Genomic DNA, 22,711 nt, shown 5'->3' on the forward strand with positions numbered 1-22,711 from the left:
GCCACGAGCGGCCATATCGGCAGTCTCGTTCAGGTCCCGGCCGTCTCCGCCGTCTCCACCACCGGTTCGTGGAAGACCCGGACGACGGCGACCACGGGCGCGCGGTGCAGCACGCCGCGGCTGATGGAACCGAGCAGGACGCTCGCCAGCCCGCCGTGCCCACGGCTCCCGACGACCACGAGACTCTGCGTGCCGGCGGCCTCGACGATCGCGTCGACGGGGTAGGCGTTGGAGATCCGGAGGTCGACCGGGACGCCGTCGTGCTCGGCCGCGAGCTCGTCGACGATCTGGCGCAGGTGCCGCTCGGCCCACTCCACCTGCTGGGACATCCGCAGCAGCGCCGCCTCCGGGTACTCCGCCCGGAAGGGCAGCTCGTGGCTGACCGCCACGACCAGGACCCCGGTGCCGCGGCGGCGCGCCTCCTCGAACGCGTACGTGAGCGCCTCCCGCGGCGGGTCCTCGGGGTCCGCGCCGACCACCACGGGCCCGGGCAGGTCCGCCACCTGCTGGCGCACGACGATGACGGGCCCGTGGGCGTGCGCGGCGACCTTCTGCGACACCGAGCCCAGCAGCGGCCCGGTGAACCGCCCGAGGCCCCGCGCCCCGACCACCACCACCGCGGCGCGCCGCGAGGCTTCGACGAGGACGACGGAGGGGCGTCCCAGCGCCGCCTGGCCGGACACGGCCAGCCCGGGATGCGTCTCGCGGACGCGTGCGACGTGCTCCTCGACCATGCGGTTGCCGGGCTGCAGCATCTCGTCGGAGGACATCGGCTCGTAGCCCTCCGTCAGGGCCGGCCACTCGAAGGCGTAGACGAGGTGGAGGGGGGCACCGCGGCGCTCCGCCTCCGCCGCGGCCCAGTCCACGGCACGCACGGATCTGTCGGACCCGTCGACCCCCACGACGACGGCGCCGGACGGCACCTGCAGCTGTGCAGCCATCTCGCACCTCCGCACCGGCCGTCAGGCGCCTCCACGGGCCGGAGGGCGGCCACGTCGCGGCCCACCGGTGCCCCTCCATCGTGCCAGGAACCGCACCGTCGGGGCATGCCTTTCGTCCCGCCGTCGTCGCGCTACGCGGGCCGTCGCTCCCCCGCCCGAACGCCCCTCGGCGCCCGGGAGCGCCGGGCCCGGATCACTCCTCAGCGCGGTCCCGGTCCCGGACCCGGACGACGGCGGCCACGGGCGCCCGCAGAAGCACCTCCCGGCTCACCGAGCCGAGCAGCAGGCCGGCGAGCCCGCCGTGCCCACGGCTGCCGACGACGACGAAGCTCTCCGTCCCGGCGACGCCCAGGATGGCGTCGGCGGGGTGCCCCGGCAGCAGGCGGATCTCGGCCTCGACCCCCCGCTCGCGCGCCATCTCCTCCACGAGACGCCGCAGCGCCTCCTGGTCCTCCGCCGCCTGGCTCGCGAAGAACTCGCTCACCCGGGGCGAGTAGGGGTGCGCCGTCCGCGTCCGCTCGGCGGCGCTGACCACGACGACGCCCACGCCGCGGCGCCGGGCCTCGTCGAACGCGTACCGCAGGGCCTCGAGCGGCGGGTCGGCCGGGTCGGCACCGACGACGACGGGCCCCGGAAGCTGCGACGGCGCCTCCTCGTCGACCACGACCACCGGTCCGTGCGCGTGCGCGAGGACCTTCTGGGAGACCGAGCCCAGGAGGGACCCGGCGAACGGTCCGTGGCCGCGAGCGCCCACGACGACCAGGCCGGCCCGCTCCGAGGCCCGGACCAGGACGACGGCGGGACTGCCGGTGACGGCCGTGCCGTCGACCGTGGCGCCGGGGTGCTCCCGCCGCACCCGCGCGACCTCTGCCTCGACCTCCCGGCGGGCCGGGGCGAGCACGTCGTCCTCGGTCACGGGCGACACACCGCCCTCGACCATCGGGGGCGGGCGCACCGCGGCCACCACCAGGAGCGGGGCGCCGTGCCGCTCCGCCTCGCCGGCCGCCCAGTCCACGGCCCGGCGCGACCGTGCCGAACCGTCGAACCCCGCGACGACCGCCCCCGAGGGGACGTCCATCCGTGCCTCCAACACCGCCACCTCCTCCGCCGGGAGCGCACCTCCGGCCCCGGAGGCGCCCGGCCGCGTCGCGGCCGACCCGGTCCTTCGATGATCCCCGGCTGGAGCGGCCGGTGCGACCGACCTTGGCCCCACCCGCCCCCGCCGTCGGCCGGGGAGGGTGGAAGGCCGTGCGGCAGCCGGCGGCGACACGGCCCGACCGCACGGACGCGCGCGGGAGAACCCGGCACACTGGGGCCAAAGGGTCGCCTCCCGCGACCTCCGACGAGGCGAGGCCGACCGTGGGGAAGATCGTCCTGTCCATCTCCGTCTCCCTGGACGGGTACTACGAGGGACCCGACCGCGAGATCGACTGGCATCTGGTCGACGAGGAGCTGCACCAGCACTTCAACGACTGGCTGAGCCAGGCCGGCGCCTTCCTCGAGGGACGCATCACCTACGAGCTCATGGCCGGCTACTGGCCCCGCGCCGGGGAGGACCCTTCGGTCACGCCCGTGGAGAAGGAGTTCGGGCAGATCTGGGTGGACATGCCGAAGATCGCGTTCTCCCGCACCCTCGACGAGCGCGCGCAGTGGAACACGGTGGTGTGGCGCGAGGTCGACCGGGAGGAGATCGAGGCGCTCAAGGAGCGCACGGAGGGCGACCTCGTGGTGGGCGGGCCGGACCTCGCCGCGTCCTTCGCCGCGCTGGACCTCATCGACGAGTACCGAATCTACGTCCATCCCGTCCTCATCGGCCGGGGGCGGCCCCTCTTCCCGACGACGGACGTGCGGACCCCCCTGCGCCTCACCGGGACGCACACCTTCGGCAACGGGGTGGTCCAGCTGCGCTACGAGGTGGTCCGGGCGGGCGGCGGGTCGGCGGGGTCCCCCGGCTGATGACCGCCGCGCCGGAGGGCAGTGGGCTCCCCGAGGAGCTCGGCGAGACTGCGGCGGACGCACCCGGCGCCGTCGTCAGTCCTGCGCTGGTCGGTGGGGCGGCGGTTGTCTTCTCCTTCCTCTACCTCGTCTCGGACGTCGTGGAGTTCGTACAGGGCGGCCTGTCGGAGGCCCAGCTGTACCTCACCTACGTCGCCGAGGCCGCGGTGCCGTTGTACGTGCTCGGCCTCTACGCCGCGCAGCGCCCGCGGATCGGCCGGCTCGGCCTCGCCGGCGCGCTCGGGTACGCGTACTCCTTCGTGTTCTTCCCCGGCACGGTGCTGTACGCCCTGGCGGCGGAGGTGCCCAGCTGGCAGGCCCTCCAGGCGCAGCTGAGCCCCTGGATCCTGGTGCACGGCGTCGTCATGGTCGTCTCCGGCCTGTGCCTGGGGCTTGCCGTGGTCCGGGCGGGACTCCTGCCGCGGTGGACCGGCTACGCCCTGGCCCTCGGGATGGTGATGGTCGCCGTCGCCTCCGGGCTGTCGCCGCTGGCGCAGCTCGTGGCGGCGGCCGTCCGCGACGCCGCCTTCATGGGCATGGGGGCGTCGCTGCTGCGCCGGAGCGACACCGGGCGCCGATGAGCGGCACGGCAGGTGCAACGGCCCCGGGGCCTCGGCGCCGGGCTAGGAAGTGATCCGCCCCCGCGAGTAGTAGAGCACCGGGCCGACGAAGTTGACGGCGATGATCGCCGCCCACTTCACCTTGCTGCCCCGGACCTGCTCCGACTTCCGGACCGCAAGGTCGGTCCAGGCGGAGACGGCCAGGGAGGCCTGGAGCGAGGCCAGCCCCAGAAGGGCCGCCTTCTCATGCTTGTTCAGGTCGCTCCACCGCTTCTTCTCCATCGCTCCTCCTCCGTCCTCCCTGCCGGCCACGGCCCGCATCGCTGCAGACCTACCGGCACCTCAACCTTCCCTGCCGGCACCTCAACCTTGGCGCCGTGTCCGCGTCACGCGCCAGGGGCGAACGTCCCTGACGCCGCCTGGCGTTTCGCGCCCGGAGCCGGAGCCACCTCTACGTCGCCCCGGACCGCGACGGCTCCACCCGCACCACCAGGACCGCGACGGCGCGGTGCAGCACCCCCCGGCTGACCGACCCGAGCAGCACGCCGGCGAGCCCACCGCGACCGCGGCTCCCGACAACCACGAGGCTCTCCGCCCCGGCCTCCTCCACGATGGCGTCGGCCGGGTAGGACGTGCTCTCCGTGAGCTCGACGTCCACGCCGGGGAACTCGGCCGCCACCTCGTCGACCACCTGGCGCAGACGCTCGTGCGCCTCCTCGAGCTGCCGGGCGAGCTTCATGCGCGCCGAGTCCGGGGCCTGCGCCCCGCCGGCGAACCGGCGCCCCGCCCCCTTGACCACCCTCACGCCGACGCCGCGCCGTCGTGCCTCCTCGAACGCCAGGTGCAGCGCCTCGGTGGGCGGGTCGAGCGGGTCCGCGCCCACCACCACGGGCCCGGGCAGCTCACCGACCTGCTCCCGCACCACAACGACGGGGCCGTGGGCGTGGGCGGCGACCTTCTGCGAGACCGACCCCAGCAGCGGACCGGTGAAGCGGCCGAGACCTCGTGCCCCGACGACGACGACCGCCGCCGACCTCGACGCCTCCACCAGCGCCACCGCGGGCTGGGAGACGGTCACCTGGCCGGTGACCTCGAGCCCCGGGTGGTCGCCGGTGAGCCGCTCGACCTGTTCCGCCAGGAGCCGCTCGGCACCGGTCCGGACGTCGGCCGTGACGCCCGGGTCGTCCCCCTCCGCCACGGCCGGCCACTCGAGGACGTAGAGCAGGTGCAGCGGCGTTCCCCAGAGCTGCGCCTCGTCGGCCGCCCACTCCGCCGCGCGCACGGACCGCTGGGACCCGTCGACACCGACGACGACGGCGCCCGCGGGCACCTGAAGCTCCTCGCTCATGGCCGCCCTTCCTCAGGTCGCGTCCCATGGTGGCAGGGAGGCCCGGAGCACGTGGCCGGTTCGGGGGCGTCGGCAGGCCGTGCAGATCCGGACGCGGATCCGAAGGTTTCCGCTGCGCCGGGGCCTCCGCGAGCCGGTTTGCCTGTACGTTGCCCGAAGGGCCTGGAATCCTTGAGAACACCGGTGCTTGTCACCGGTCACGACGGCAGAAGTGGTGAACCGAGATGACGACCAACTACCCCGAGGGGTCGAGCACGGCAGGCACCCCGGACCGCTCCGGCGACGACGGCGCACAGCAGACCCCGCCGCCTCACGGTCCCGACAGCCCGGGCTACGGCCAGCCCGGCGAGCCCGCCTTCGGCCAGCCTGGTCCCGGTGAGGCCGGTGCCACCTCCGGCGAGGCACCGTACGGCCAGGGCGCCGTTCCGCCGCCGCCCGCGTCGACCGGGCAGAGCTGGCAGGACCCGCAGGCCGGCTACGGCGGGCACCCGGGGTACGGGGCACCGGGCGAGGCTCCGGCGTCGGGTGGGTACGACGCGGGCTACGGCGCCGGCTACGGCCAGGGGCAGCCCGGTGGCTACGGTCAGCCCGGCGCGGGCTACAACTCCGGCCAGCCCGGTGGTTACGCCCAGGGACAGCCCGGGGGCTACGGCCAGCCGGGTGGCTACGCCCAGGGACAGCCCGGCGGCTACGGCCAGCCAGGCGCGGCCCCTGGGTACGGTCAGGGCCAGCCGGGCTACGGCCAGCCCGGCTACCAGCCCCACGCCCCCGTCATGAGCGACAGCGACCAGCGGCTCTGGTCCACGCTGACCCACCTCAGCGCGCTGATCTTCCCGCTGCTGGGCCCGCTGGTCGCCTGGCTGGTGCTCCGCGAGCGCGGCGCGTTCGTCGAGGACCAGACCAAGGAGTCGCTGAACTTCAACATCACCATGACGCTCATCGGCGTCGTCATCACGATCGTCTCGGTGATCACGCTCGGGCTCGGGGCGATCCTGTACCTCTACTACGTCGCCGCGCTGATCTTCATCATCCTGGCGGCTGTCGCCGCAAACCGCGGCGAGCGCTACCGCTACCCGCTCACGATCCGCCTGGTGAACTGACCTCGTCCGCGGACGGGACGCTGCTCCGGCCCGGCACACCCGCCCACCGGCGCGCGAAGGTCGCCCTCCTCGGCACGGGGATGGCGACCTTCGCGCTGCTGTGGTCCGCGCAGCCGCTGCTCGTCCTCATCGGCCAGGAGTTCTCCGTCAGCGCCACCGAGGCGAGCCTTCTGCTGTCCGCGGCGACGGCGGCCCTCGCCGCCGCCGTGCTGCCGCTGGCCCGGCTCTCGGAGCGGTTCGGCCGGGCCCGGGTGATCGGAGCGGGACTGGCACTCGCCGTCGTCGCAGGCCTCGGTCTGGTGCTCGCAGGCAGCTGGCCCGCGGTCCTCGCGCTGCGCACGCTGCAGGGGGCGGCGCTGGCCGCGGTGCCCGCCGCCGCGCTCGCCTGGGTGGCCGAGGAGGTCCACCCGCGGGCCGTGACGCAGCTCGGCGGTCTCTACATCGCGGGGACGAGCATCGGCGGGATGGGCGGCCGCCTGCTTGCGGGCGGTGCCGCGGAGCTGTGGGGCTGGCGCGGCGCCCTGCTCACGGTCGCCCTCATCTCCACCGCCCTCGCAGCCGCGGCCCTGGCCCTGCTGCCTCGGTCGCGCCACCGAGGCCGGCGCGTCGTTCCCACGGCCCTGCCGGACGACGGCGACCCCTACCGTGCGACCCGCCTGCGCCTGTACGCGGTGGGCGGCCTGGGGATGGCGATGTTCGTCGGCATCTACAACGTGATCGTCTACCGCACGCACGCCGAGCCGTACTCGCTGGGCGTGGGTCTCGGGTCGATGTTCTTCCTGACCTACGCGGCCGGCACGCTCACCTCCGCGCAGGCCGGGCGGCTGACCGCCCGTGCCGGCGTGCGGGGAACGGTCCTGCTCGGTCTGGCCACCTGCGCGGCCGGGGTCCTGGTCACGCTGGCGACCCCGCTGTGGGCGATCTGGGTCGGGCTGCTGCTGCTGGCCGGCGGGTTCTTCGTCGCGCACGCGGTGGCCAGCTCCACCGTCGCCGGGGTGGCTCCGCGTCCGTCCGCGGCTGCCGGCCGCTACACGCTGGCGTACTACCTCGGCTCGTCGGTCGGGGGCGTCCTGCTCGGGCAGGCGTGGGAGGTCGGCGCGTGGGGCGGCACCGCCGTCGCCGCGCTGGTGATCATCGCCGTCGCCGGTGCGGCCGCGGCCGGGCTGCCGCGGCGGCCGCTGGGTGCCGGAGCGCCTCGCACGACTCGACGTAGTTGAGCGCTCGCCGGGCCCACGGCTTCCGGGAGCCCAGTCGCTGGACGGCAACCGCCGACGAGATGGCCAAAATGGCGAGCATTCGGCTGATCTCGAACCAGAACGACAACCTCGTCGGCGCCACCGTGCCCTCAGCACCCTTGCGCGAGCGCCTCGGTGGGGATGCAGCAGGGACCGGCCCTGCCGGCACCCGCACCCTGGCACCGGTCACGCCCGGCCGAGCTGCCGGAGTGCCAGATGGTGGCCGCCGGCCGGCCGAGCTGGCGGGGCATGTCGTGGGAACGCCCCGGCACGGATCCCCAATGGTCCGTGCCGGGGCGTGTCTCGTTCCGCCGTCGGGCAGGCGACGACGGTGGCCTGGTGCCTAGGAGACGGTGGTGGCGGTGAGCTGGGAGAGCGCCTCGAGGGCGCGCTGCGTGTCGGCGCGCACCTGCGCCTCCATCTCCGGGCTCAGGGCGGTGCGCGGCGGGCGGCACGGGCCGCCGTAGCGCCCGACCATGTCCATGCCGAGCTTGATCGCCTGGACGAACTCGGTCCTGGAGTCCCAGCGGAAGGCCGCGATGAGGCTGCGGTAGATCTCGCGGGCCTCGGCGTACCGGCCCTCGGCCATGTGGTTGTACACGGCGACGGTCTCGGCGGGGAAGACGTTCGGGTACCCGCCGAACCAGCCGACGGCGCCGTCGACCATGCACTCGAAGAGGACGTCGTCCGCGCCGGCGATGACGTCGATGCTCGTCCCCGCCGCCTCGCACGCGTCCGCGATCGCGAAGGCGCGGCGCACGTCGGTGCTGAACTCCTTGACGGCGACGACGTTCTCGATGCCCGCCAGCTCGGCGACCAGGTCCGGGGTGAGGTCGACCTTGGTGTCGATCGGGTTGTTGTAGATCATCATCGGCAGGCCGGCCTCGGAGACCTTCTCGAAGTGCTCGACGACGCCGCGGCGGTCCGAGCGGTACATCGTCGGCGGCAGGCACAGCACCCCGTTCGCGCCGTCCTCGGCCGCGACCTCGGCCCAGTGCTTGGCCTGGTGCCACCCGGCGCCGTGGACGCCGGCGACGACGACGCCCCGGTCACCCACGGCCTGGACGGCGGTCTGGACGACGCGGCGGCGCTCCTCGTCGGTCAGGGAGGAGTACTCCCCCAGCGAGCCGTTCGGCCCGACGCCGCGGCAGCCGTTGTCGACCAGCCACTCGCAGTGCTCGGCGAACCGGTCGTAGTCGACCTCGAGCCCGGCCGGGGCCGACGGGTCCTCCCGGTACGGCAGCGCCGTGGCCACGACCACCCCGCCGAGGTTCAGCTCTCGTGCCATGCCAACACCTTTCGTCCGTGCCGGGCCACCTTGCCCGACAGTAATATGTCACACCGTACACTGTGATGCAGCTGTGCCACCAGGTCTCCGCCCTTCTTTCTGCTGGGTCGGCGCCGACCAGGTGGTCGGTTGAGCCTGACGCGCCGGTCCGGCCGGGGGCAGCGAGCGTCGCGCGACGGTCGCGAGCCCCACCGCCGCCGGTCAGCCCATGTAGGCCGCGATGATCGCCTGGTCCTGGGCGAGCTCGGCCGCGGGCCCGGAGAGGGACACCCGGCCGTTCTCGATGACGTACGCCCGGTCGGCGATCCGCAGCGCCGCCCGCGCGTTCTGCTCGACGAGGAGGATCGTCGTGCCGCCGTCGTTGATGCGCTTGATGATCTCCATGACCTGCTTGACCACGAGCGGGGCCAGCCCCATCGAAGGTTCGTCGAGGAGCAGGAGCTGCGGTTTGCCCACGTAGGCCCGGCCGATCGCGAGCATCTGCTGCTCCCCGCCCGAGAGGGTGCCGCCCTGCTGCGCCCGCCGCTCCGCCAGGCGCGGCAGCCTCTCGTAGACCTCGTCGATGCGCGCCGCGAGGGCCTTCGGGTCACCGGTCTGGTACCCGCCGAGCTGGAGGTTCTCGTGCACGGTCATCGTGGAGAAGATCCGGCGCCCCTCGGGCACCTGGATCAGGCCGTCGCGGACGAGGTCCCAGGGCTTGGCACGCGTGATGTCCTTGCCGCGCCAGGTGATGGTGCCGCTGCGCGGGCGGTACAGCCCGGAGAGCATCGACAGCGTGGAGGTCTTGCCGGCGCCGTTGTTGCCGAGCAGCGCCACGATCTCGCCCTCGCCGACGTCGAGGGTCAGCTGACGCAGCGCCTGCACGCGTCCGTAGAACAGGTCGACGTCGCGCAGCTCGAGCTCCGTCGTCGTCATGACTCGCCCTCCTCGTCCGCCCCGAGATAGGCCTCGATGACCAGGGGGTTGTTCTTGACCTCGGCGGGGGTGCCGTCGGCGATCTCGCGGCCGAAGTTCAGCACGATGACGCGCTCGGAGATGTTCATGACGAGGCCCATGTCGTGCTCGATGAGGACCACCCCGATGCCCAGGTCCCGGATCCGGCGGATGAGGGCGATGAGGTCCTGCTTCTCACTGTGGTTCAGGCCCGCCGCCGGCTCGTCCAGCAGCAGCATCTTGGGCTGCGTCGCCAGCGCCCGGGCGATCTCGACGCGGCGCTGCTCCCCGTACGGCAGCTGGGAGGCGAGCAGGTCCTCGTCCAGGGAGAACCCGACGAAGTCCAGCCAGCCGCGCGCGTCCTCCAGGCACTGCGCCTCCACCCGCCGGTAGCGCGGGGTGTGGAGGATGGCGTCGAAGACGTTCTGCCTGATCCGGGCGTGCATCGCGGTCTTGACGTTGTCGACGACCGTCATCTCCTTGAACATCCGCACGTTCTGGAAGGTGCGGCCCAGACCGAGCTTGACGATCGAGGAGGGCAGCTTGCGGATGATGCTCTCGCCGTCGAAGAGGATGTCGCCCTCGGTCGGGCGGTAGAACCCCGTGATGCAGTTGAACGCGCTGGTCTTGCCGGCACCGTTCGGGCCGATCACGGAGATGATCTCGCCGGCGTAGGCGTCGAAGGTCAGCCCGTCGACCGCCTTGACCCCGCCGAACCGCAGCTTGAGGTCGCGGACGGACAGCAGCGGCTGCTCCTCGCCCTTGCGCGCCCGGTACTCGGCCGACGCCACCGCCGTGTCGACGGCGGCGGCACCCCCCTGGTTCTCGATGCTCATGCCAGCTCCTCCGACCGGTCGACGTTCTCGACGGGCTCGCTGTGGTCGGTGAACCCCTCGCGCGGCGAACGGCCCTTCTCCCGGAAGTGCAGGAACGGCAGCACCGCCGTCGACGGCCACAGCCCCTGCGGGCGGAAGATCATGACGAGCACCAGGAGCAGCCCGAACATCAGGTAGCGCCAGTTGGCGAAGTCGCGCAGCAGCTCCGGCGCCAGCCAGATCACGAGCGCCCCGATGATGACGCCCGGGGTCGACCCCATGCCGCCGAGGACCACCGCCATGAGCAGCAGCGCCGAGTTGAGGAAGATGAAGGAGGTCGGGCTGATCGCCGTCTGGTGGGCGGCCATGAGGATGCCGGCGAGCCCGCCGAAGATGGCGCCGAGGATGTAGGCCGCGAGCTTGGTGAGGTAGGTGTTGATCCCCATCGCCTCGGCGGCGTCCTCGTCGTCCTTGATCGCGCGCCAGGCCCGGCCGAGGCGGCCGCGGCCGAGCCGGGTGACGGCGAGCACCGTGAAGCCGCCGCCGGCGAGCACGGCCGTCCAGTACAGCAGGATGTTGCCGCTGAAGTGGATGCCGAACAGGTCCAGGCCGTCGCGGAAGGTCCAGCCGAAGAGCCCGAACGTGGGGATGCCGCTGATGCCGGACGGGCCGCCGGTGATGTCGAGGTTGTTGGCGGTGAGCCGGATGATCTCGCCGAAGCCCAGGGTCACGATGGCGAGGTAGTCGCTGCGCAGCCGCAGGGTCGGCCCGCCGATGATGATGCCCGCGCCGATGCAGGCGACGATGACGAACGGGACCGTGAAGACCAGCGGCATGTCGTTGGTGGCGAGCACGCCGGAGGTGTAGGCGCCGACCGCGAAGAACGCGTAGTACCCCAGGTCCAGCAGGCCCGCGTAGCCGACGACGATGTTCAGGCCCATCGCCAGCATGATGTAGATGAACGCCGAGGTGGCGACGGAGATCGTGTAGGGCGAGGCGTCGATGAACGGCAGGGCGAACGCCAGCAGCAGGAGCAGGCCGCCGACGAGGGACATGAACCGTCGCGGCTGCCGCAGGCCCCGTGCGGGGGCGGGGCGCTCGCGCGTGGGGGCGGGCGGCGTGATGCGGTAGGTCAGCCCGTTCACGGTGCGGGTGCCCTGGGTGGTTCCGGTGGCCATGGCGGTCACATCCGTTCCACGACGCGGGCACCGAGGATGCCCGTGGGTCGGAAGGAGAGGAAGAGGATCAGGCAGGCGAAGGAGAAGACGTCACGCCACTGACCGCCCAGGAAGTTCGTGCCGAACGACTCCAGCAGGCCGAGCAGGATGCCGCCGAGCATCGCGCCGTAGAGGTTGCCGATGCCGCCGATGACGGCGGCGGTGAACGCCTTGAGCCCGATGACGAACCCCATGAGGAAGTCGATCGTGCCGTAGTAGGCGCCCGCCATGACACCGGCAGCGCCCGCGAGCGCGGAGCCGATGAAGAACGTGCGGGAGATGACGCGGTCCACGTTGACGCCCATCAGCTTGGCCGCCTGCGGGTCGAGCGCGATCGCTCGCATCGCGCGCCCGTCGCGGGAGCGCATGACGAGGAAGTTCAGCGCCACCATCAGCCCGGCGGCGACGGCGAAGAGGATCAGCTGCGGCAGCGTGATGCGCGCGCCGAGGAGGTTGAACGTCTCCCCCGAGAGCCGCACCTGGTAGACGCGGGGGTTCGGCCCCATGATCTGGCGGACGCCGTACTCGAGGATGAAGGAGACGCCCACGGCCGTGATGAGCACCGCGAGCCGCGGGCTGCCGCGCAGCGGGCGGTAGGCCACCCGCTCCACGAACACCCCGAGCAGGCCGGTGAAGATCATGGCGATGAGCAGCACGAGCAGGAGCGACATGAGACCGCCGCTGGCGGCGAGGCCCGTGGCGGTGGAGAAGAGCACGTAGCCGGCGAACGCGCCGACCATGTAGACGTCACCGTGGGCGAAGTTCAGCAGCTTGATGATCCCGTAGACCATCGAGTAGCCGAGCGCGACGAGTGCGTAGAAGGAGCCGACGAACAGGCCGTCGACGACGAGCTGGAGCACGACGTTGTCCTCCCGGGAGGGCTGCGGGCGGGCGGGGAGCTGCGGGCGCAGGGTCCGCGGACCCGGGGGCGGTGCGTACGGCGACCGCCCCCGGGGTCTGCGGTCAGCTCTGGAGGTCGTCCTTGAGGACGAACGCCCCGTCCGGGCCGACCTCGACGATGGCGAACCCGCCCTCGGAGAGCGTGCCGTCCTCGGTGAACTTCAGCGGGCCGGAGAACAGCTCGAGGCCGTCGATGTCCTGGATGGCCTTGATGACCGCCTCGGAGTCGGTGCTGTCAGCCTGCTTGATGCCCTCCGCGACGACGCGGACGGCGTCGTAGGCCTGGGTCGAGTAGGGGCCGGGGCCCTCGCCGTAGAGCTCGGTGTACTTGGAGATCCAGTCGTCGGCGCCCTCGAGCATGTCCGGCGTCTGGGTGAAGGTGCCCTCGACGCCCTGGGCGGCGGCGCCGGCGATCTCGGAGAACTTCGCGTCGACGGTGCCGTCGGCCACCAGCAGCTCGCCGTCGTAGCCGGCGGACGCCAGCTGGGCGGCGATGAGGCCGCCCTCCTGGTAGTAGCCGGTCCAGTAGACCATGTCGGGGTCGGCCGAGAGGATCGAGTTGACGTTGGCCGAGTAGTCGGACTCCCCGGCGGTCACGGACTCCTCGAGGACGACCTCGATGCCCGTGCCGTCCGCCTGCTCCGCGACCGCGTCGGCGAGGTCGGCGGAGTAGTCGGTGTTGTCGTCGACGAGGGCCAGGCGCTTCACGCCCTGCTTCTCCGCCCACTTCAGGGCGGCCTGGGCCTGCTGGTCACCGGTGCCGTTGATGAGGAAGACGCCGTTCTCGTCCGCGTCGACCAGCTGGTTGGAGTTGGCCGCGGGGATGACCATGGGCACCCCGGCGCCGGAGAAGATCGGCAGGGTCGGGAGCGTCGCGCCGGAGCAGTAGCCGCCCACCGAGGCGACGATGCCGGAGGTGATGAGCTTGTTGGCCGCGGCGGTCGCGCTGGTCGCGTCGCACGCGTCGTCCTCGGTGACCAGCTCCAGGTCCCGACCGAGCACGCCGCCCGCCTCGTTGATCTCGTCGATCGCCATCTGGGCGCCGTTCTTCATGTACGGGCCGAAGGCGGCCTCCGAGCCGGAGAACGGTGCGAGCATGCCGAGACGGATGGGCCCCTCCTCGGTGCCCTCGTCGCCGCCGCCTCCCGTCACGCCACCGGAGCAGGCGCTCAGAGCGAGGGCCGCGACGGCGCCCAGTGAAAGGATGCGGAGCCGCGATCGACCCCGCCGGGAGAGGTTGGTCATTGTCGAGTCCTTCCGAAGACGCCTATGTCTGTCACCCGGACCCGCCGGGCGATGGGGTGTCACACATTACATACCGCCGACAGGACCGCAACGGCCTTTGTCGATCCCGAGACCTGTTTGTGACTCGGGCGGTTCTCGTCCGGAAAAGCGAACCAAGAGCCGACGGCGGCCCGTCAGCCGGCGTCGGGCTCCGGGTTCCCGGACCACCACCCGAGCACGTGCCCGATGTGCCGGTGCATGAGCGCCTCGACCGCGGGCCCGTCCCCGGCCTCGAGCAGGTCGAGGAGGCGCTCGTGCTCCCGGGCCGACTCGCGCAGCTGCTCCGTGTCGATCATCCCGGACAGCCCGGTCAGCCGGGTCTGGCGGCGCAGGTCGGTCACCAGGGTCACGAGCCGGGTGTTGCCGCTGAGCGCCAGCAGGTTGCGGTGGAAGTCGATGTCCGCCGCGAGGTAGGCGGGGAGGTCGCCCTCGCCGGCGGCGCTGACGATCCCGCGGGCCTGCGTGCGCAGCGCGTCGCGGGGCGGCTCGGGGAAGTCGTGCGCCAGGTCGCGGACCACGGGCACCTCGATGAGCTGGCGGAGCTGCACGAGCTCCTCGAGGTCCTTGCGGGACACGTCGGTGACCCGGAAACCCTTGTTGCGGACCGGCTCGACGAAGCCGCGCTGCTGCAGGTTGATCATGGCCTCGCGCACCGGGGTGGCGGAGACGTCGAACTTCAGCGCCAGGCCCGGGACCGAGACCAGCTCCCCCGGGGGCAGCTGCCCCGAGATGATCGCGGCGGCCACGGAGTCCTCGACGTGGCTGCGCAGGCTGGCCGCGTGGACGACCGGGGCGAACGGCGTCGACATGTCGGCCTCCGAAAGGGTGGTGATCGGGGTTTCCGCACCGGGGCGGATCTGTAACATGTCACACTGTATCCGCGATGGCGGGCTTTTTGCCCGACATCTCCAGGAACGCTCGCTGAGAGGCAACGATGCGCACGAGCAGGGTCTTCCACGCCGTCGACTCCCACACCGAGGGCATGCCGACGCGCGTCATCACGGGCGGGGTCGGCGTCGTCCCCGGGGCCACGATGGCCGACCGGCGGGTCTTCTTCGCCGAGCACATGGACGAGATCCGCACCCTGCTCATGTATGAGCCGCGCGGGCACAGCGCGATGAGCGGTGCGATCCTCCAGCCGCCGACTCGCCCCGACGCCGACTACGGCGTCCTCTACATCGAGGTCTCGGGCCTGCTGCCGATGTGCGGGCACGGCACCATCGGTGTCGCCACCGTGCTGGTGGAGACGGGCATGGTGCCGGTGACCGAGCCCGTCACCACCGTGCGGCTGGACACCCCGGCCGGGCTCGTGGTCGCCGACGTCCAGGTCAAGGACGGCGGGGCCAGGGCGGTCACCATCCGCAACGTGCCGTCCTTCGCCCACACCCTCGACGGCCGCGTCGAGGTTCCCGGCCTCGGTCCCGTGTCGTACGACCTGGCCTTCGGCGGGAACTTCTACGCGATCGTCGACCTGGAGTCCCTGGACCTGCCGTACGAGCGCGCCGCGAAGGACCGACTGCTCAGGGCGGGGCTGGACATCATGGACGCCATCAACGCCGACGGCGAGCCTGTCCACCCCGAGCGCGACGACATCCGGGGGGTCCACCACGTCTACCTCAAGGCGCCCGGCTCCGACGCGCGGCACTCCCGGCACGCCATGGCGATCCACCCCGGCTGGTTCGACCGCTCCCCCTGCGGCACGGGCACCAGCGCGCGGATGGCGCAGCTGCACGCGCGGGGCGAGCTGGCCCTGGGCGAGGAGTTCGTCAACGAGTCGTACATCGGCACGCGGTTCGTCGGCCGGCTGCTGGAGGCGACGGAGGTGGGCGGCCGCTCCGCCGTCGTGCCGGCGATCACGGGACGGGCCTGGATCACCGGCACCGCCCAGTACTTCCTCGACCCCACCGACCCGTTCCCCGCCGGTTTCCTCCTGTGAGACCCGGACGACGGCGGAGCCAGGGCCGCCGCGGGAGGAGCCCGGCGCCCCGGCGCCGGGCGTGCGGCGGGAGGTCACGGTGACCCGGCACCCCGACCTGCTCGTCGTCGGCGCCGGCATCGTCGGCGCCGCGACGGCGTACCTCGCGGCCCGCGCCGGGCTGGCGGTCACCGTGGTCGACCGCGGGGTCCCCGGCGCCGGCACGTCCTCGCACGGCGAGGGCAACATCCTCGTCTCGGACAAGGAGCTCGGCCCCGAGCTCGACCTCGCCCTGTACTCCAACGAGGTCTGGCGCACCGAGCTCCTCGACGCCGGGCACCTGTGGGAGCTCGAGCCCAAGGGCGGCGTGGTCGTCGCCTCGACGGCGGCGAGCCTGGAGGCGCTGCTGCGCCTGGCCGAGCACCAGCGCTCGGCCGGCATCGCGGCGGAACCGGTCGGCGCCGACGGCCTGGCCGACCTCGAGCCGCACCTGGCCCCGGGACTGGCCGGCGGCGTGCTCTACCCGCAGGACGCGCAGCTGATGCCCATGCTCGCCGTCGCCCACCTGCTGCGCCTCGCCCGCGAGCTCGGCGCGCGGGTGCTGCCGCGCACGGCCGTGACGGGCTTCCTCCGCGACGGCGACCGGGTCACCGGGGTCCGCACCCACGCCGGGGACCTGCCCGCCGGCGCCGTGCTCAACGCCGCGGGCCCCTGGGCCGGTGACGTCGCCGCGCTGGCCGGGGTGCACCTGCCGGTGGCGCCGCGCCGCGGCTTCGTGCTGGTGACCGAGCCGCTGCCGCCGACGGTGCGGCACAAGGTCTACGCCGCGGAGTACGTCAGCGACGTCGCGAGCGGCGACGCCGCGCTGCAGTCCTCCCCCGTCGTCGAGGGCACGCCCGGCGGCACGGTGCTCATCGGGTCCACCCGCGAGCGCGTCGGCTTCGACGCCACCGTCTCCGTCCCCGCGCTGGCCCGGATGGCCGCCGCCGCGGTGCGGCTCTTCCCCGTCCTGGCCGGCGTGACGGCCATGCGGCACTACCACGGGTTCCGCCCCTACTGCCCCGACCACCTGCCCGTCATCGGGCCCGACCCGCGCGCCCCCGGGCTGTGGCACGCCGGCGGCCACGAGGGCGCCGGCATCGGGCTGTCCGCCGGGACCGGGGCGCTGCTCGTCCAGGCGCTCACCGGCCGGGAGACCGCGCTGCCCCTCACCCCGTTCGCCCCGGAGAGGTTCGGATGACGACGCTGCACGCCACCTTCGACGGCGCCCCGCTGGCCGGCGAGCCCGGCCAGTCGGTGGGCGCGGCCCTCACCGCCGCCGGGATCACCTCGTGGCGCACCACCCGGCGCGGCGGGCGGCCGCGCGGTCTGTTCTGCGGGATCGGGATCTGCCACGACTGCCTCGTCACGGTCGACGGCGTCCCGAACCAGCGGGCCTGCCTCGTCCCGCTGACACCGGGGATGGTGCTGGAGAGCGGGGACGGCCGTGGCTGAGAACATCCATGACGTCGCGGTCGTGGGCGCGGGGCCGGCCGGGCTCGCGGCGGCCGTCACAGCCGCCGAGGCGGGCGCCCAGGTGCTGCTGCTCGACGCCGCCACCCAGCCGGGCGGGCAGTACTGGCGCCACCGCGACGAGACCACCCACGCCGACGACCCGCGCGGCCACCACGACTGGTCCGTCTTCACCGACCTGCGCGCGCGGCTGCGCGCCGCCATGACCGCCGGCCGGATCGACTACCGGCCCGGCACCTCGGTGTGGCTCCTCGAGCGAGCAGGTGCCGGCTTCCGTCTCCGGACGACGCCGACGGTCGGCTGCTCCCCGGCCCCCCGGCTCGGACTCTGCTCCGACACCTCCCGGTCCGCAGGTGCCACCGGGGCCGCGCGGGAGGCTCCGACGTCGTCCCGGGACTCCACCCACGTGGCCCGGCGCCTCGTGCTGTGCCCGGGCGCCTACGACCGTCAGCTGCCGGTGCCGGGCTGGGACCTGCCCGGCGTCATGGCGGCGGGCGGGGCCCAGGCCCTGCTCAAGGGGCACGGGGTGCTCGCCGGGCGCCGCGTCGTCGTCGCCGGCACGGGGCCGTTCCTGCTGCCCGTCGCCACGGGGCTCGCGGACGCCGGGGCGAGCGTGGTCGCGCTGTGCGAGGCCGCGCATCCGTCCCGGTGGGCACGCCACCTGCCCGCCGCTGCCCGGCAGGGGCCCAAGCTGCTGCAGGCCGGCGAGTACGCCGCGCGCCTGGCCCGGCGGGGGGTGCGGCTGCGCACCCGCACCGTGGTCACCGAGATCCTCGGGGAGGACCGGGTCACCGCGGTCCGGCTCGGCCGGGTCGACGGGCGCGGCCGGGTGGCCGGCGAGGGGCCGGTGCTGCCGGCGGACGCCGTCGCCCTCGGCTGGGGCTTCACCCCTCAGCTCGAGCTGCCGCTGATGCTCGGGACCGAGACCGCAATGGGCGCCGACGGCGGCCTGGTGGTGCGCGTGGACCCGGACCAGCGCTCGTCCGTGCCCGGCGTGCTCGTGGCCGGTGAGGCCACGGGCATCGGCGGCGCGAGCCTCGCCGTCGCGGAGGGCCTGGTTGCCGGAGCCGCGGCGGCCGGCCGTGAGCCGGACCCGCGCCACCGCCGGGCCGTGCTGGCCCACCGCGCGTTCGCGCGGGCGATGCACGACGTCTACCCGGTGCCCGCCGAGTGGTCACGGTGGACCACCCCGGGCACGCTGGTGTGCCGGTGCGAGGAGGTGACGGCCGGCGACCTGACCCGCGCGTGCCGCGATCTCGCCGCCGAGGACCCGCGCGAGGCCCGTTCGCTCACGCGCGCCGGCATGGGCCGGTGCCAGGGCCGGGTCTGCGGCTGGGCCACCGCCGCGATCCTCGCGGACCGGACGGGCCGGGACGTCACGGAAGAAGACCTGCTGGCCACCGGCCGGCGTCCCCTGGCCGCACCCGTCACGCTCGGCGCCCTCGCCGCGCTGGACGGCGCGGCCGACGACCAGGAGGTACCCCTCGCATGAGCACCGACACGATCGCCCCCGCCGACACCACCGCCGCCGAGGTCGACGGCCTCGTCCGCGCGGCAGCGGCGGCCGCGCCCGCCTGGGCCGCGTCCACCCCCGCGGACCGGGCCGCGGCCCTGACCGCCGTCGCCGACGCGCTCGACGCCGCCCGTGACGAGCTGGTCCCCCTCGCCGAGGCCGAGACCCACCTGCCCGAGGCGCGCCTGACCGGCGAGCTGCGGCGCACGACCTTCCAGCTGCGCCTCTTCGCCGAGGTCGTCACCGAGGGCGCCTACCTGGACGCGCGGATCGACCACGCCGACCCCGAGTGGCCGATGGGCGCCGCCCGCCCGGACCTGCGCCGCGTCAACGAGCCGCTCGGGCCGGTGCTGGTCTTCGCGGCGTCGAACTTCCCGTTCGCGTTCTCCGTGGCCGGCGGCGACACCGCCTCGGCGCTGGCGGCCGGCTGCCCGGTGCTGCTCAAGGCCCACCCGGGCCACCCGGTCCTGTCCCGCCGCACGGGCAAGATCGTCGTCGACGCGCTGCGCGCGGCCGGCGCCCCGGACGGCACCTTCGCGGTCCTCCACGGCGTCGACGCCGGGACGACGGCGCTGCGCCACCCGCTCGTCAAGGCCGCCGCCTTCACCGGCTCGCAGCACGCCGGCCGCGCCCTGTTCGACATCGCCAGCTCCCGTCCCGAGCCGATCCCGTTCTACGGCGAGCTCGGCAGCGTCAACCCGACGTTCGTGACCCCGGCCGCCGCCGCCGAGCGCGCGGAGGAGATCGCGTCCGGGTTCGTCGCCTCGTTCACGATGGGGGTCGGGCAGTTCTGCACCAAGCCCGGCATCCTCTTCGTGCCTAGCGGCTCCGGCCTGCCCGAGCGGCTCGCCGCCGCCGAGCTGCCGGCGGGCTCCCGCATGCTCAACGACCGCCTCCGCGCCGGATACGTCGAGCGGCTGGACGAGCTGCGCGGCCACCCGGCCGTGCGGGTGCTGGCCGAGGGGGCGGACCCGGCCGGCGAGCGTCCCGGGCCCACCGTGCTCGGCACCACCGCGGAGGACTTCCGGTCGGCGACGGCAGAGCTGGCGGCCGAGTGCTTCGGCCCGGCCGCCCTCGTGGTCGAGTACGACGACGTCGCCGAGCTGCCGGGCCTTGCAGCGTCGCTGGAGGGCCAGCTCACCGCCACGGTCCAGGGCACCGAGGACGACGACGTCGCCGAGCTGGTCACCACGCTCGCCGGCCGCGCCGGGCGGGTGCTGTGGAACCAGTGGCCCACCGGCGTCTCCGTGACCTACGCCCAGCAGCACGGCGGCCCTTACCCCGCCACCACCGCCCCTGCCACCACCTCGGTCGGCACCGCGGCGATCTCGCGGTTCCTGCGCCCGGTGGCCTACCAGAACCTGCCACAGCAGCTCCTGCCGGCGGCGCTGCGTGACGACAACCCGCTGGGGATCCCGCGTCGCGTGGACGGGAAGGTCGAGGGTCCGGCGTGAGCACCTCAGGTTTCGAGACCACCGTCTCCACCGTCGACTACCACACGGCCGGTGAGCCGTTCCGCATCGTCACCGACGGGCTGCCCGAGATCCCCGGCGAGACCGTGCCCGAGCGCCGGGAGTACGCCATGTCGGACGCGGAGATCGACCACTACCGCCGGCTGCTGGTGCAGGAGCCGCGCGGGCACGCCGACATGTACGGCGGTTTCCTCGTGCCGCCGGACGACCCCGACGCCGACCTCGGCGTCCTGTTCTGGCACAAGGACGGCTACTCCACCGCGTGCGGGCACGGCACCATCGCGCTCGGGGTGTGGGCGGTCGAGCACCGGGTGGTGCTCGCGGACCCGGACGGGGAGACCGACGTCGTCATCGACGTGCCGTCGGGGCGCGTGCGCGCCACGGTGACGTGCCGGGAGGGCGCCGTCGTCGGGGCGACCTTCGTCAACGTCCCGTCCTGGGTGGTCGCCCGGAAGCTTCCGGTCGAGACCCCGTTCGGCACCGTCGAGGCCGACGTCAGCTACGGCGGCGCCATCTACGCCTCGGTGCCGGCCTCGGCGTTCGGGCTCGAGGTGACGCCCGAGCACTACGGCCAGCTCATCGCCGCCGGCCGGGCGGTGAAGTGGGCGCTCAACGACTCCCCCGCCGCGCAGCACCCCGACGACCCGCGCCTCTCCGGCATCTACGGGACGATCCTCTACGACGACCTCGGGCGCACCCCGGACGGCCCGCACCAGCGCAACGTCACCGTCTTCGCCGACGGCGAGGTGGACCGCTCACCGTGCGGCTCCGGGACGAGCGCGCGCCTGCCGCTGCTCGTCGAGGACGGCCTGCTCGGCGAGGACGAGACGCTCACCCACGACTCGATCGTCGGGACGCGGTTCACCGCCCGCGTGCGCGAGAGCGTCGACGTGGCCGGACGCTCCGCCGTCGTCCCCGAGGTCACCGGGCGGGCCTCGATGACCGGGGAGCACCGGTTCGTCCTCCGGCACGACGACGAGGTCGGCACCGGGTTCACCCTGCGCTGACCCTGTCCCACAGCAGTCCGTGGGCCCGCGCGCCGGGCAAGGCTTCCAGCACCGCGCGGGCCGCCTCCTCGTGCGTCGCGCCCAGGTGCACGCCGTAGGCGACCGCGACAGTGGGCGTGCGCTGCTGCGCGGCGACGCAGTGCAGCAGCACACGCCGGCCCTCGGCGCGCAGCTCGGCCACCACGGCGGCCGTGTCCGCGAGGACGAAGTCGAGGTTCGGGTTGTCCTCGGGGCGGTCGGAGTCGATGAGCCAGACCTCGACGTGGTCCCCGGGCGCGACCCCGCCGACCGCCACCTGCGCGGTTCCGCGCTGGCACAGGGAGACGACGGCGTCACACGCCGGGTCGACGGTGGCGGTGGTGCCGAGCACGACGCCGTCGTCCAGCGGGTGCGCGACCCCGGGCGCGACGGGCACCCAGAGGTGCTCCACCCGGTCCCCCGCCGGCCAGCCGCGCAGGTCCGAGCGGCCGCCGGTCGCCGTCAGGACCCCGAGGCGGACGAGGTCGCGGGCCCGGAGGCCGGGCCAGCCGTGCAGCACGCGCCGCCATGCGGCCGGCACGGCCGACGCGCCCCAGTACGCCCCGAGGAGCCCGCCGGCGATGGCGGCGACGGTGTGGGTGTCGCCGCCGATCCGCACCGCGGCGTGCATGGCGTGCTGCAGGTGCTGGCAGGGGTGGCTGCCGGCGCCGGGGTCGTCGGTGGGGACCTGCGTGGTGGCGATCGCGTGCCAGGCGGCCTGCAACGCGGTGACGGTGAAGCCGTTGTCGCCCAGGTCGGCCGCGGCGTCGGGGCGCTCGGCGTCGTCGATCCAGGTCGACCACCGGGCGCGCCGCCCGGACGGGAGCAGGTCCAGGCCCGCGCGGACGTCGAGGCGACGCTCGCTGACGGCCACGCGGACCGCCTCGCACCACAGCACGCACGAGTCCCCGGCTAGCGGGTCCGTGTGGGTCAGCTCGGCGACGGCGCGGGCGGACTCCGCCGTCGCCTCCCTGTCCCGCAGGTGGGTGAGCCCGACGACGGCGGTGCACATCAGCGCGCCGTTGCTCGCCGACCGACCGGTGCGGCGGTCATAGTCGCGGGCCGCCCGAACCAGGCGTTCGGCCGGCCTTCCGGTACCGGAGGGACCGGGGGCTGCACGGTCGGCGGCGCCGAGGACCTGGCTGGTGAGGATGCCGATGTCACTGGCCCCGTCGCGGCGCCAGCCGAGGAAGCGTTCGGCGATGCGGTCGAGAGATGCACGATCGCGCGGGTCGCTGCCATCGGCGACCACCTGTGCGATGCATAGCGCCATCTGTGTGTCGTCGCTCCACTCACCTGGGTCGTAGGGACCGAGGCCGCCGCCGGCCATCTCGGCGTCACCGGCCGGCGGGGTGGCGAACTCGTAGGGCACGCCGAGCGCGTCGCCGGCCGCCTGGGCCTTGAGCACGCCTGCGGCGCGGTCAAGGGTTGCTGGGTTCATGCGTTCTCCGTTCGTGGGGGCTGCACGCGGTCCGGAAGTCGGAGGGCGAGCCGGTCGGGGTCGGGTTTGTCGGGGGTCGGGTCGGTCAGGGTCGGGCGTGCACCGTCGACAGTGACGCCCAGGGCGCTGAGGCGTAAGTCGAACCTCGGTCGATCAGTCGTCCCAGGCGGACTTACCTACCGCAGGGGCACTGACGGGAGGCGAGGCGCACTACACG

Annotated in this window: 22 protein-coding genes; 10 read left to right on the plus strand and 12 right to left on the minus strand. The window is 73.9% G+C overall.

Going from position 1 to position 22,711, the window contains the following annotated elements:
* Positions 1–29 precede the first annotated feature (29 nt).
* On the minus strand, positions 30–941 hold the full coding sequence (locus tag ATJ97_RS10105; RefSeq protein WP_098483634.1) for a universal stress protein: 912 nt from the start codon (positions 939–941) through the stop codon (positions 30–32).
* A 193-nt stretch (positions 942–1,134) separates the two neighbouring features.
* Entirely contained in the window at positions 1,135–2,034 is a 900-nt protein-coding gene (locus ATJ97_RS10110; protein WP_170037363.1) for a universal stress protein, read from the minus strand.
* A gap of 266 nt (positions 2,035–2,300) precedes the next feature.
* On the opposite strand from ATJ97_RS10110, the gene ATJ97_RS10115 reads away from it, so the two are divergent.
* Positions 2,301–2,897, plus strand: coding sequence for a dihydrofolate reductase family protein (locus ATJ97_RS10115; RefSeq protein WP_098483635.1), 597 nt, complete (start codon positions 2,301–2,303; stop codon positions 2,895–2,897).
* Positions 2,897–3,517, plus strand: a complete 621-nt coding sequence (locus ATJ97_RS10120) for a hypothetical protein (RefSeq protein ID WP_098483636.1) — start codon at positions 2,897–2,899, stop codon at positions 3,515–3,517. Before ATJ97_RS10115 ends, ATJ97_RS10120 begins: the two co-directional genes overlap by 1 nt.
* Before the next feature lie 42 nt (positions 3,518–3,559).
* On the opposite strand, the gene ATJ97_RS10125 is transcribed toward ATJ97_RS10120, so the two are convergent.
* On the minus strand, positions 3,560–3,778 hold the full coding sequence (locus tag ATJ97_RS10125; RefSeq protein ID WP_098483637.1) for a hypothetical protein: 219 nt from the start codon (positions 3,776–3,778) through the stop codon (positions 3,560–3,562).
* A 169-nt stretch (positions 3,779–3,947) separates the two neighbouring features.
* Complete coding sequence (locus ATJ97_RS10130; RefSeq protein WP_098483638.1) at positions 3,948–4,844, minus strand: universal stress protein; 897 nt, start codon at positions 4,842–4,844, stop codon at positions 3,948–3,950.
* A 224-nt stretch (positions 4,845–5,068) separates the two neighbouring features.
* Between ATJ97_RS10130 and ATJ97_RS20560 the strand changes: the two genes are divergently transcribed.
* Both ATJ97_RS20560 and ATJ97_RS10140 read left to right on the plus strand, forming a co-directional pair.
* Complete coding sequence (locus tag ATJ97_RS20560) at positions 5,069–5,944, plus strand: DUF4870 domain-containing protein (protein ID WP_098483639.1); 876 nt, start codon at positions 5,069–5,071, stop codon at positions 5,942–5,944.
* Between the two features lie 80 nt (positions 5,945–6,024).
* Positions 6,025–7,161, plus strand: a complete 1,137-nt coding sequence (locus ATJ97_RS10140; RefSeq protein WP_098483640.1) for an MFS transporter — start codon at positions 6,025–6,027, stop codon at positions 7,159–7,161.
* 361 nt (positions 7,162–7,522) lie between these two features.
* Here the strand turns inward: ATJ97_RS10140 and ATJ97_RS10145 are convergent, their stop codons facing one another.
* The 7 genes from ATJ97_RS10145 to ATJ97_RS10175 form a co-directional block, all read right to left on the minus strand.
* Positions 7,523–8,467: a dihydrodipicolinate synthase family protein gene (locus ATJ97_RS10145; protein ID WP_098483641.1), complete on the minus strand. Its 945-nt coding sequence runs from the start codon at positions 8,465–8,467 to the stop codon at positions 7,523–7,525.
* A 201-nt stretch (positions 8,468–8,668) separates the two neighbouring features.
* Positions 8,669–9,382 carry an ABC transporter ATP-binding protein gene (locus tag ATJ97_RS10150; protein ID WP_098483642.1) on the minus strand — a complete coding sequence of 238 codons (714 nt, stop codon included), beginning with the start codon at positions 9,380–9,382 and terminating at the stop codon, positions 8,669–8,671.
* The gene (locus tag ATJ97_RS10155) at positions 9,379–10,236 is read right to left on the minus strand and encodes an ABC transporter ATP-binding protein (RefSeq protein WP_098483643.1); all 858 of its coding nucleotides are present in this window, start codon (positions 10,234–10,236) and stop codon (positions 9,379–9,381) included. Before ATJ97_RS10155 ends, ATJ97_RS10150 begins: the two co-directional genes overlap by 4 nt.
* Entirely contained in the window at positions 10,233–11,270 is a 1,038-nt protein-coding gene (locus ATJ97_RS10160) for a branched-chain amino acid ABC transporter permease (RefSeq protein WP_483866846.1), read from the minus strand. The genes ATJ97_RS10155 and ATJ97_RS10160 overlap by 4 nt, the downstream gene beginning before the upstream one ends.
* A gap of 128 nt (positions 11,271–11,398) precedes the next feature.
* Positions 11,399–12,292, minus strand: coding sequence for a branched-chain amino acid ABC transporter permease (locus tag ATJ97_RS10165; protein WP_098483644.1), 894 nt, complete (start codon positions 12,290–12,292; stop codon positions 11,399–11,401).
* A gap of 103 nt (positions 12,293–12,395) precedes the next feature.
* The gene (locus tag ATJ97_RS10170; RefSeq protein WP_098483645.1) at positions 12,396–13,577 is read right to left on the minus strand and encodes a branched-chain amino acid ABC transporter substrate-binding protein; all 1,182 of its coding nucleotides are present in this window, start codon (positions 13,575–13,577) and stop codon (positions 12,396–12,398) included.
* A gap of 173 nt (positions 13,578–13,750) precedes the next feature.
* The gene (locus tag ATJ97_RS10175) at positions 13,751–14,482 is read right to left on the minus strand and encodes a GntR family transcriptional regulator (protein ID WP_245862361.1); all 732 of its coding nucleotides are present in this window, start codon (positions 14,480–14,482) and stop codon (positions 13,751–13,753) included.
* Between the two features lie 68 nt (positions 14,483–14,550).
* Here ATJ97_RS10175 and ATJ97_RS10180 point away from each other — a divergent pair, with 68 nt between their 5' ends.
* The 6 genes from ATJ97_RS10180 (at position 14,551) to ATJ97_RS10205 (ending at position 21,035) form a co-directional block, all read left to right on the plus strand.
* Positions 14,551–15,552 (plus strand): proline racemase family protein, encoded by a 1,002-nt coding sequence (locus tag ATJ97_RS10180; RefSeq protein WP_098483647.1) that lies wholly within the window; start codon positions 14,551–14,553, stop codon positions 15,550–15,552.
* Between the two features lie 79 nt (positions 15,553–15,631).
* Positions 15,632–16,771, plus strand: coding sequence for an NAD(P)/FAD-dependent oxidoreductase (locus tag ATJ97_RS10185; RefSeq protein ID WP_098485377.1), 1,140 nt, complete (start codon positions 15,632–15,634; stop codon positions 16,769–16,771).
* The gene (locus tag ATJ97_RS10190) at positions 16,768–17,025 is read left to right on the plus strand and encodes a (2Fe-2S)-binding protein (RefSeq protein ID WP_098483648.1); all 258 of its coding nucleotides are present in this window, start codon (positions 16,768–16,770) and stop codon (positions 17,023–17,025) included. The genes ATJ97_RS10185 and ATJ97_RS10190 overlap by 4 nt, the downstream gene beginning before the upstream one ends.
* Positions 17,018–18,535, plus strand: coding sequence for an FAD/NAD(P)-dependent oxidoreductase (locus ATJ97_RS20565; protein WP_098483649.1), 1,518 nt, complete (start codon positions 17,018–17,020; stop codon positions 18,533–18,535). Before ATJ97_RS10190 ends, ATJ97_RS20565 begins: the two co-directional genes overlap by 8 nt.
* Positions 18,532–20,010, plus strand: coding sequence for an aldehyde dehydrogenase (NADP(+)) (locus ATJ97_RS10200; protein WP_098483650.1), 1,479 nt, complete (start codon positions 18,532–18,534; stop codon positions 20,008–20,010). Before ATJ97_RS20565 ends, ATJ97_RS10200 begins: the two co-directional genes overlap by 4 nt.
* Positions 20,007–21,035 (plus strand): proline racemase family protein, encoded by a 1,029-nt coding sequence (locus tag ATJ97_RS10205; RefSeq protein ID WP_098483651.1) that lies wholly within the window; start codon positions 20,007–20,009, stop codon positions 21,033–21,035. The genes ATJ97_RS10200 and ATJ97_RS10205 overlap by 4 nt, the downstream gene beginning before the upstream one ends.
* On the opposite strand, the gene ATJ97_RS10210 is transcribed toward ATJ97_RS10205, so the two are convergent.
* Entirely contained in the window at positions 21,022–22,494 is a 1,473-nt protein-coding gene (locus tag ATJ97_RS10210; protein ID WP_098483652.1) for an ADP-ribosylglycohydrolase family protein, read from the minus strand. The genes ATJ97_RS10205 and ATJ97_RS10210 overlap by 14 nt on opposite strands.
* Positions 22,495–22,711 lie beyond the last annotated feature (217 nt).

Source organism: Georgenia soli (assembly GCF_002563695.1).
GTDB classification, from domain to species: Bacteria; Actinomycetota; Actinomycetes; order Actinomycetales; family Actinomycetaceae; genus Georgenia; species Georgenia soli.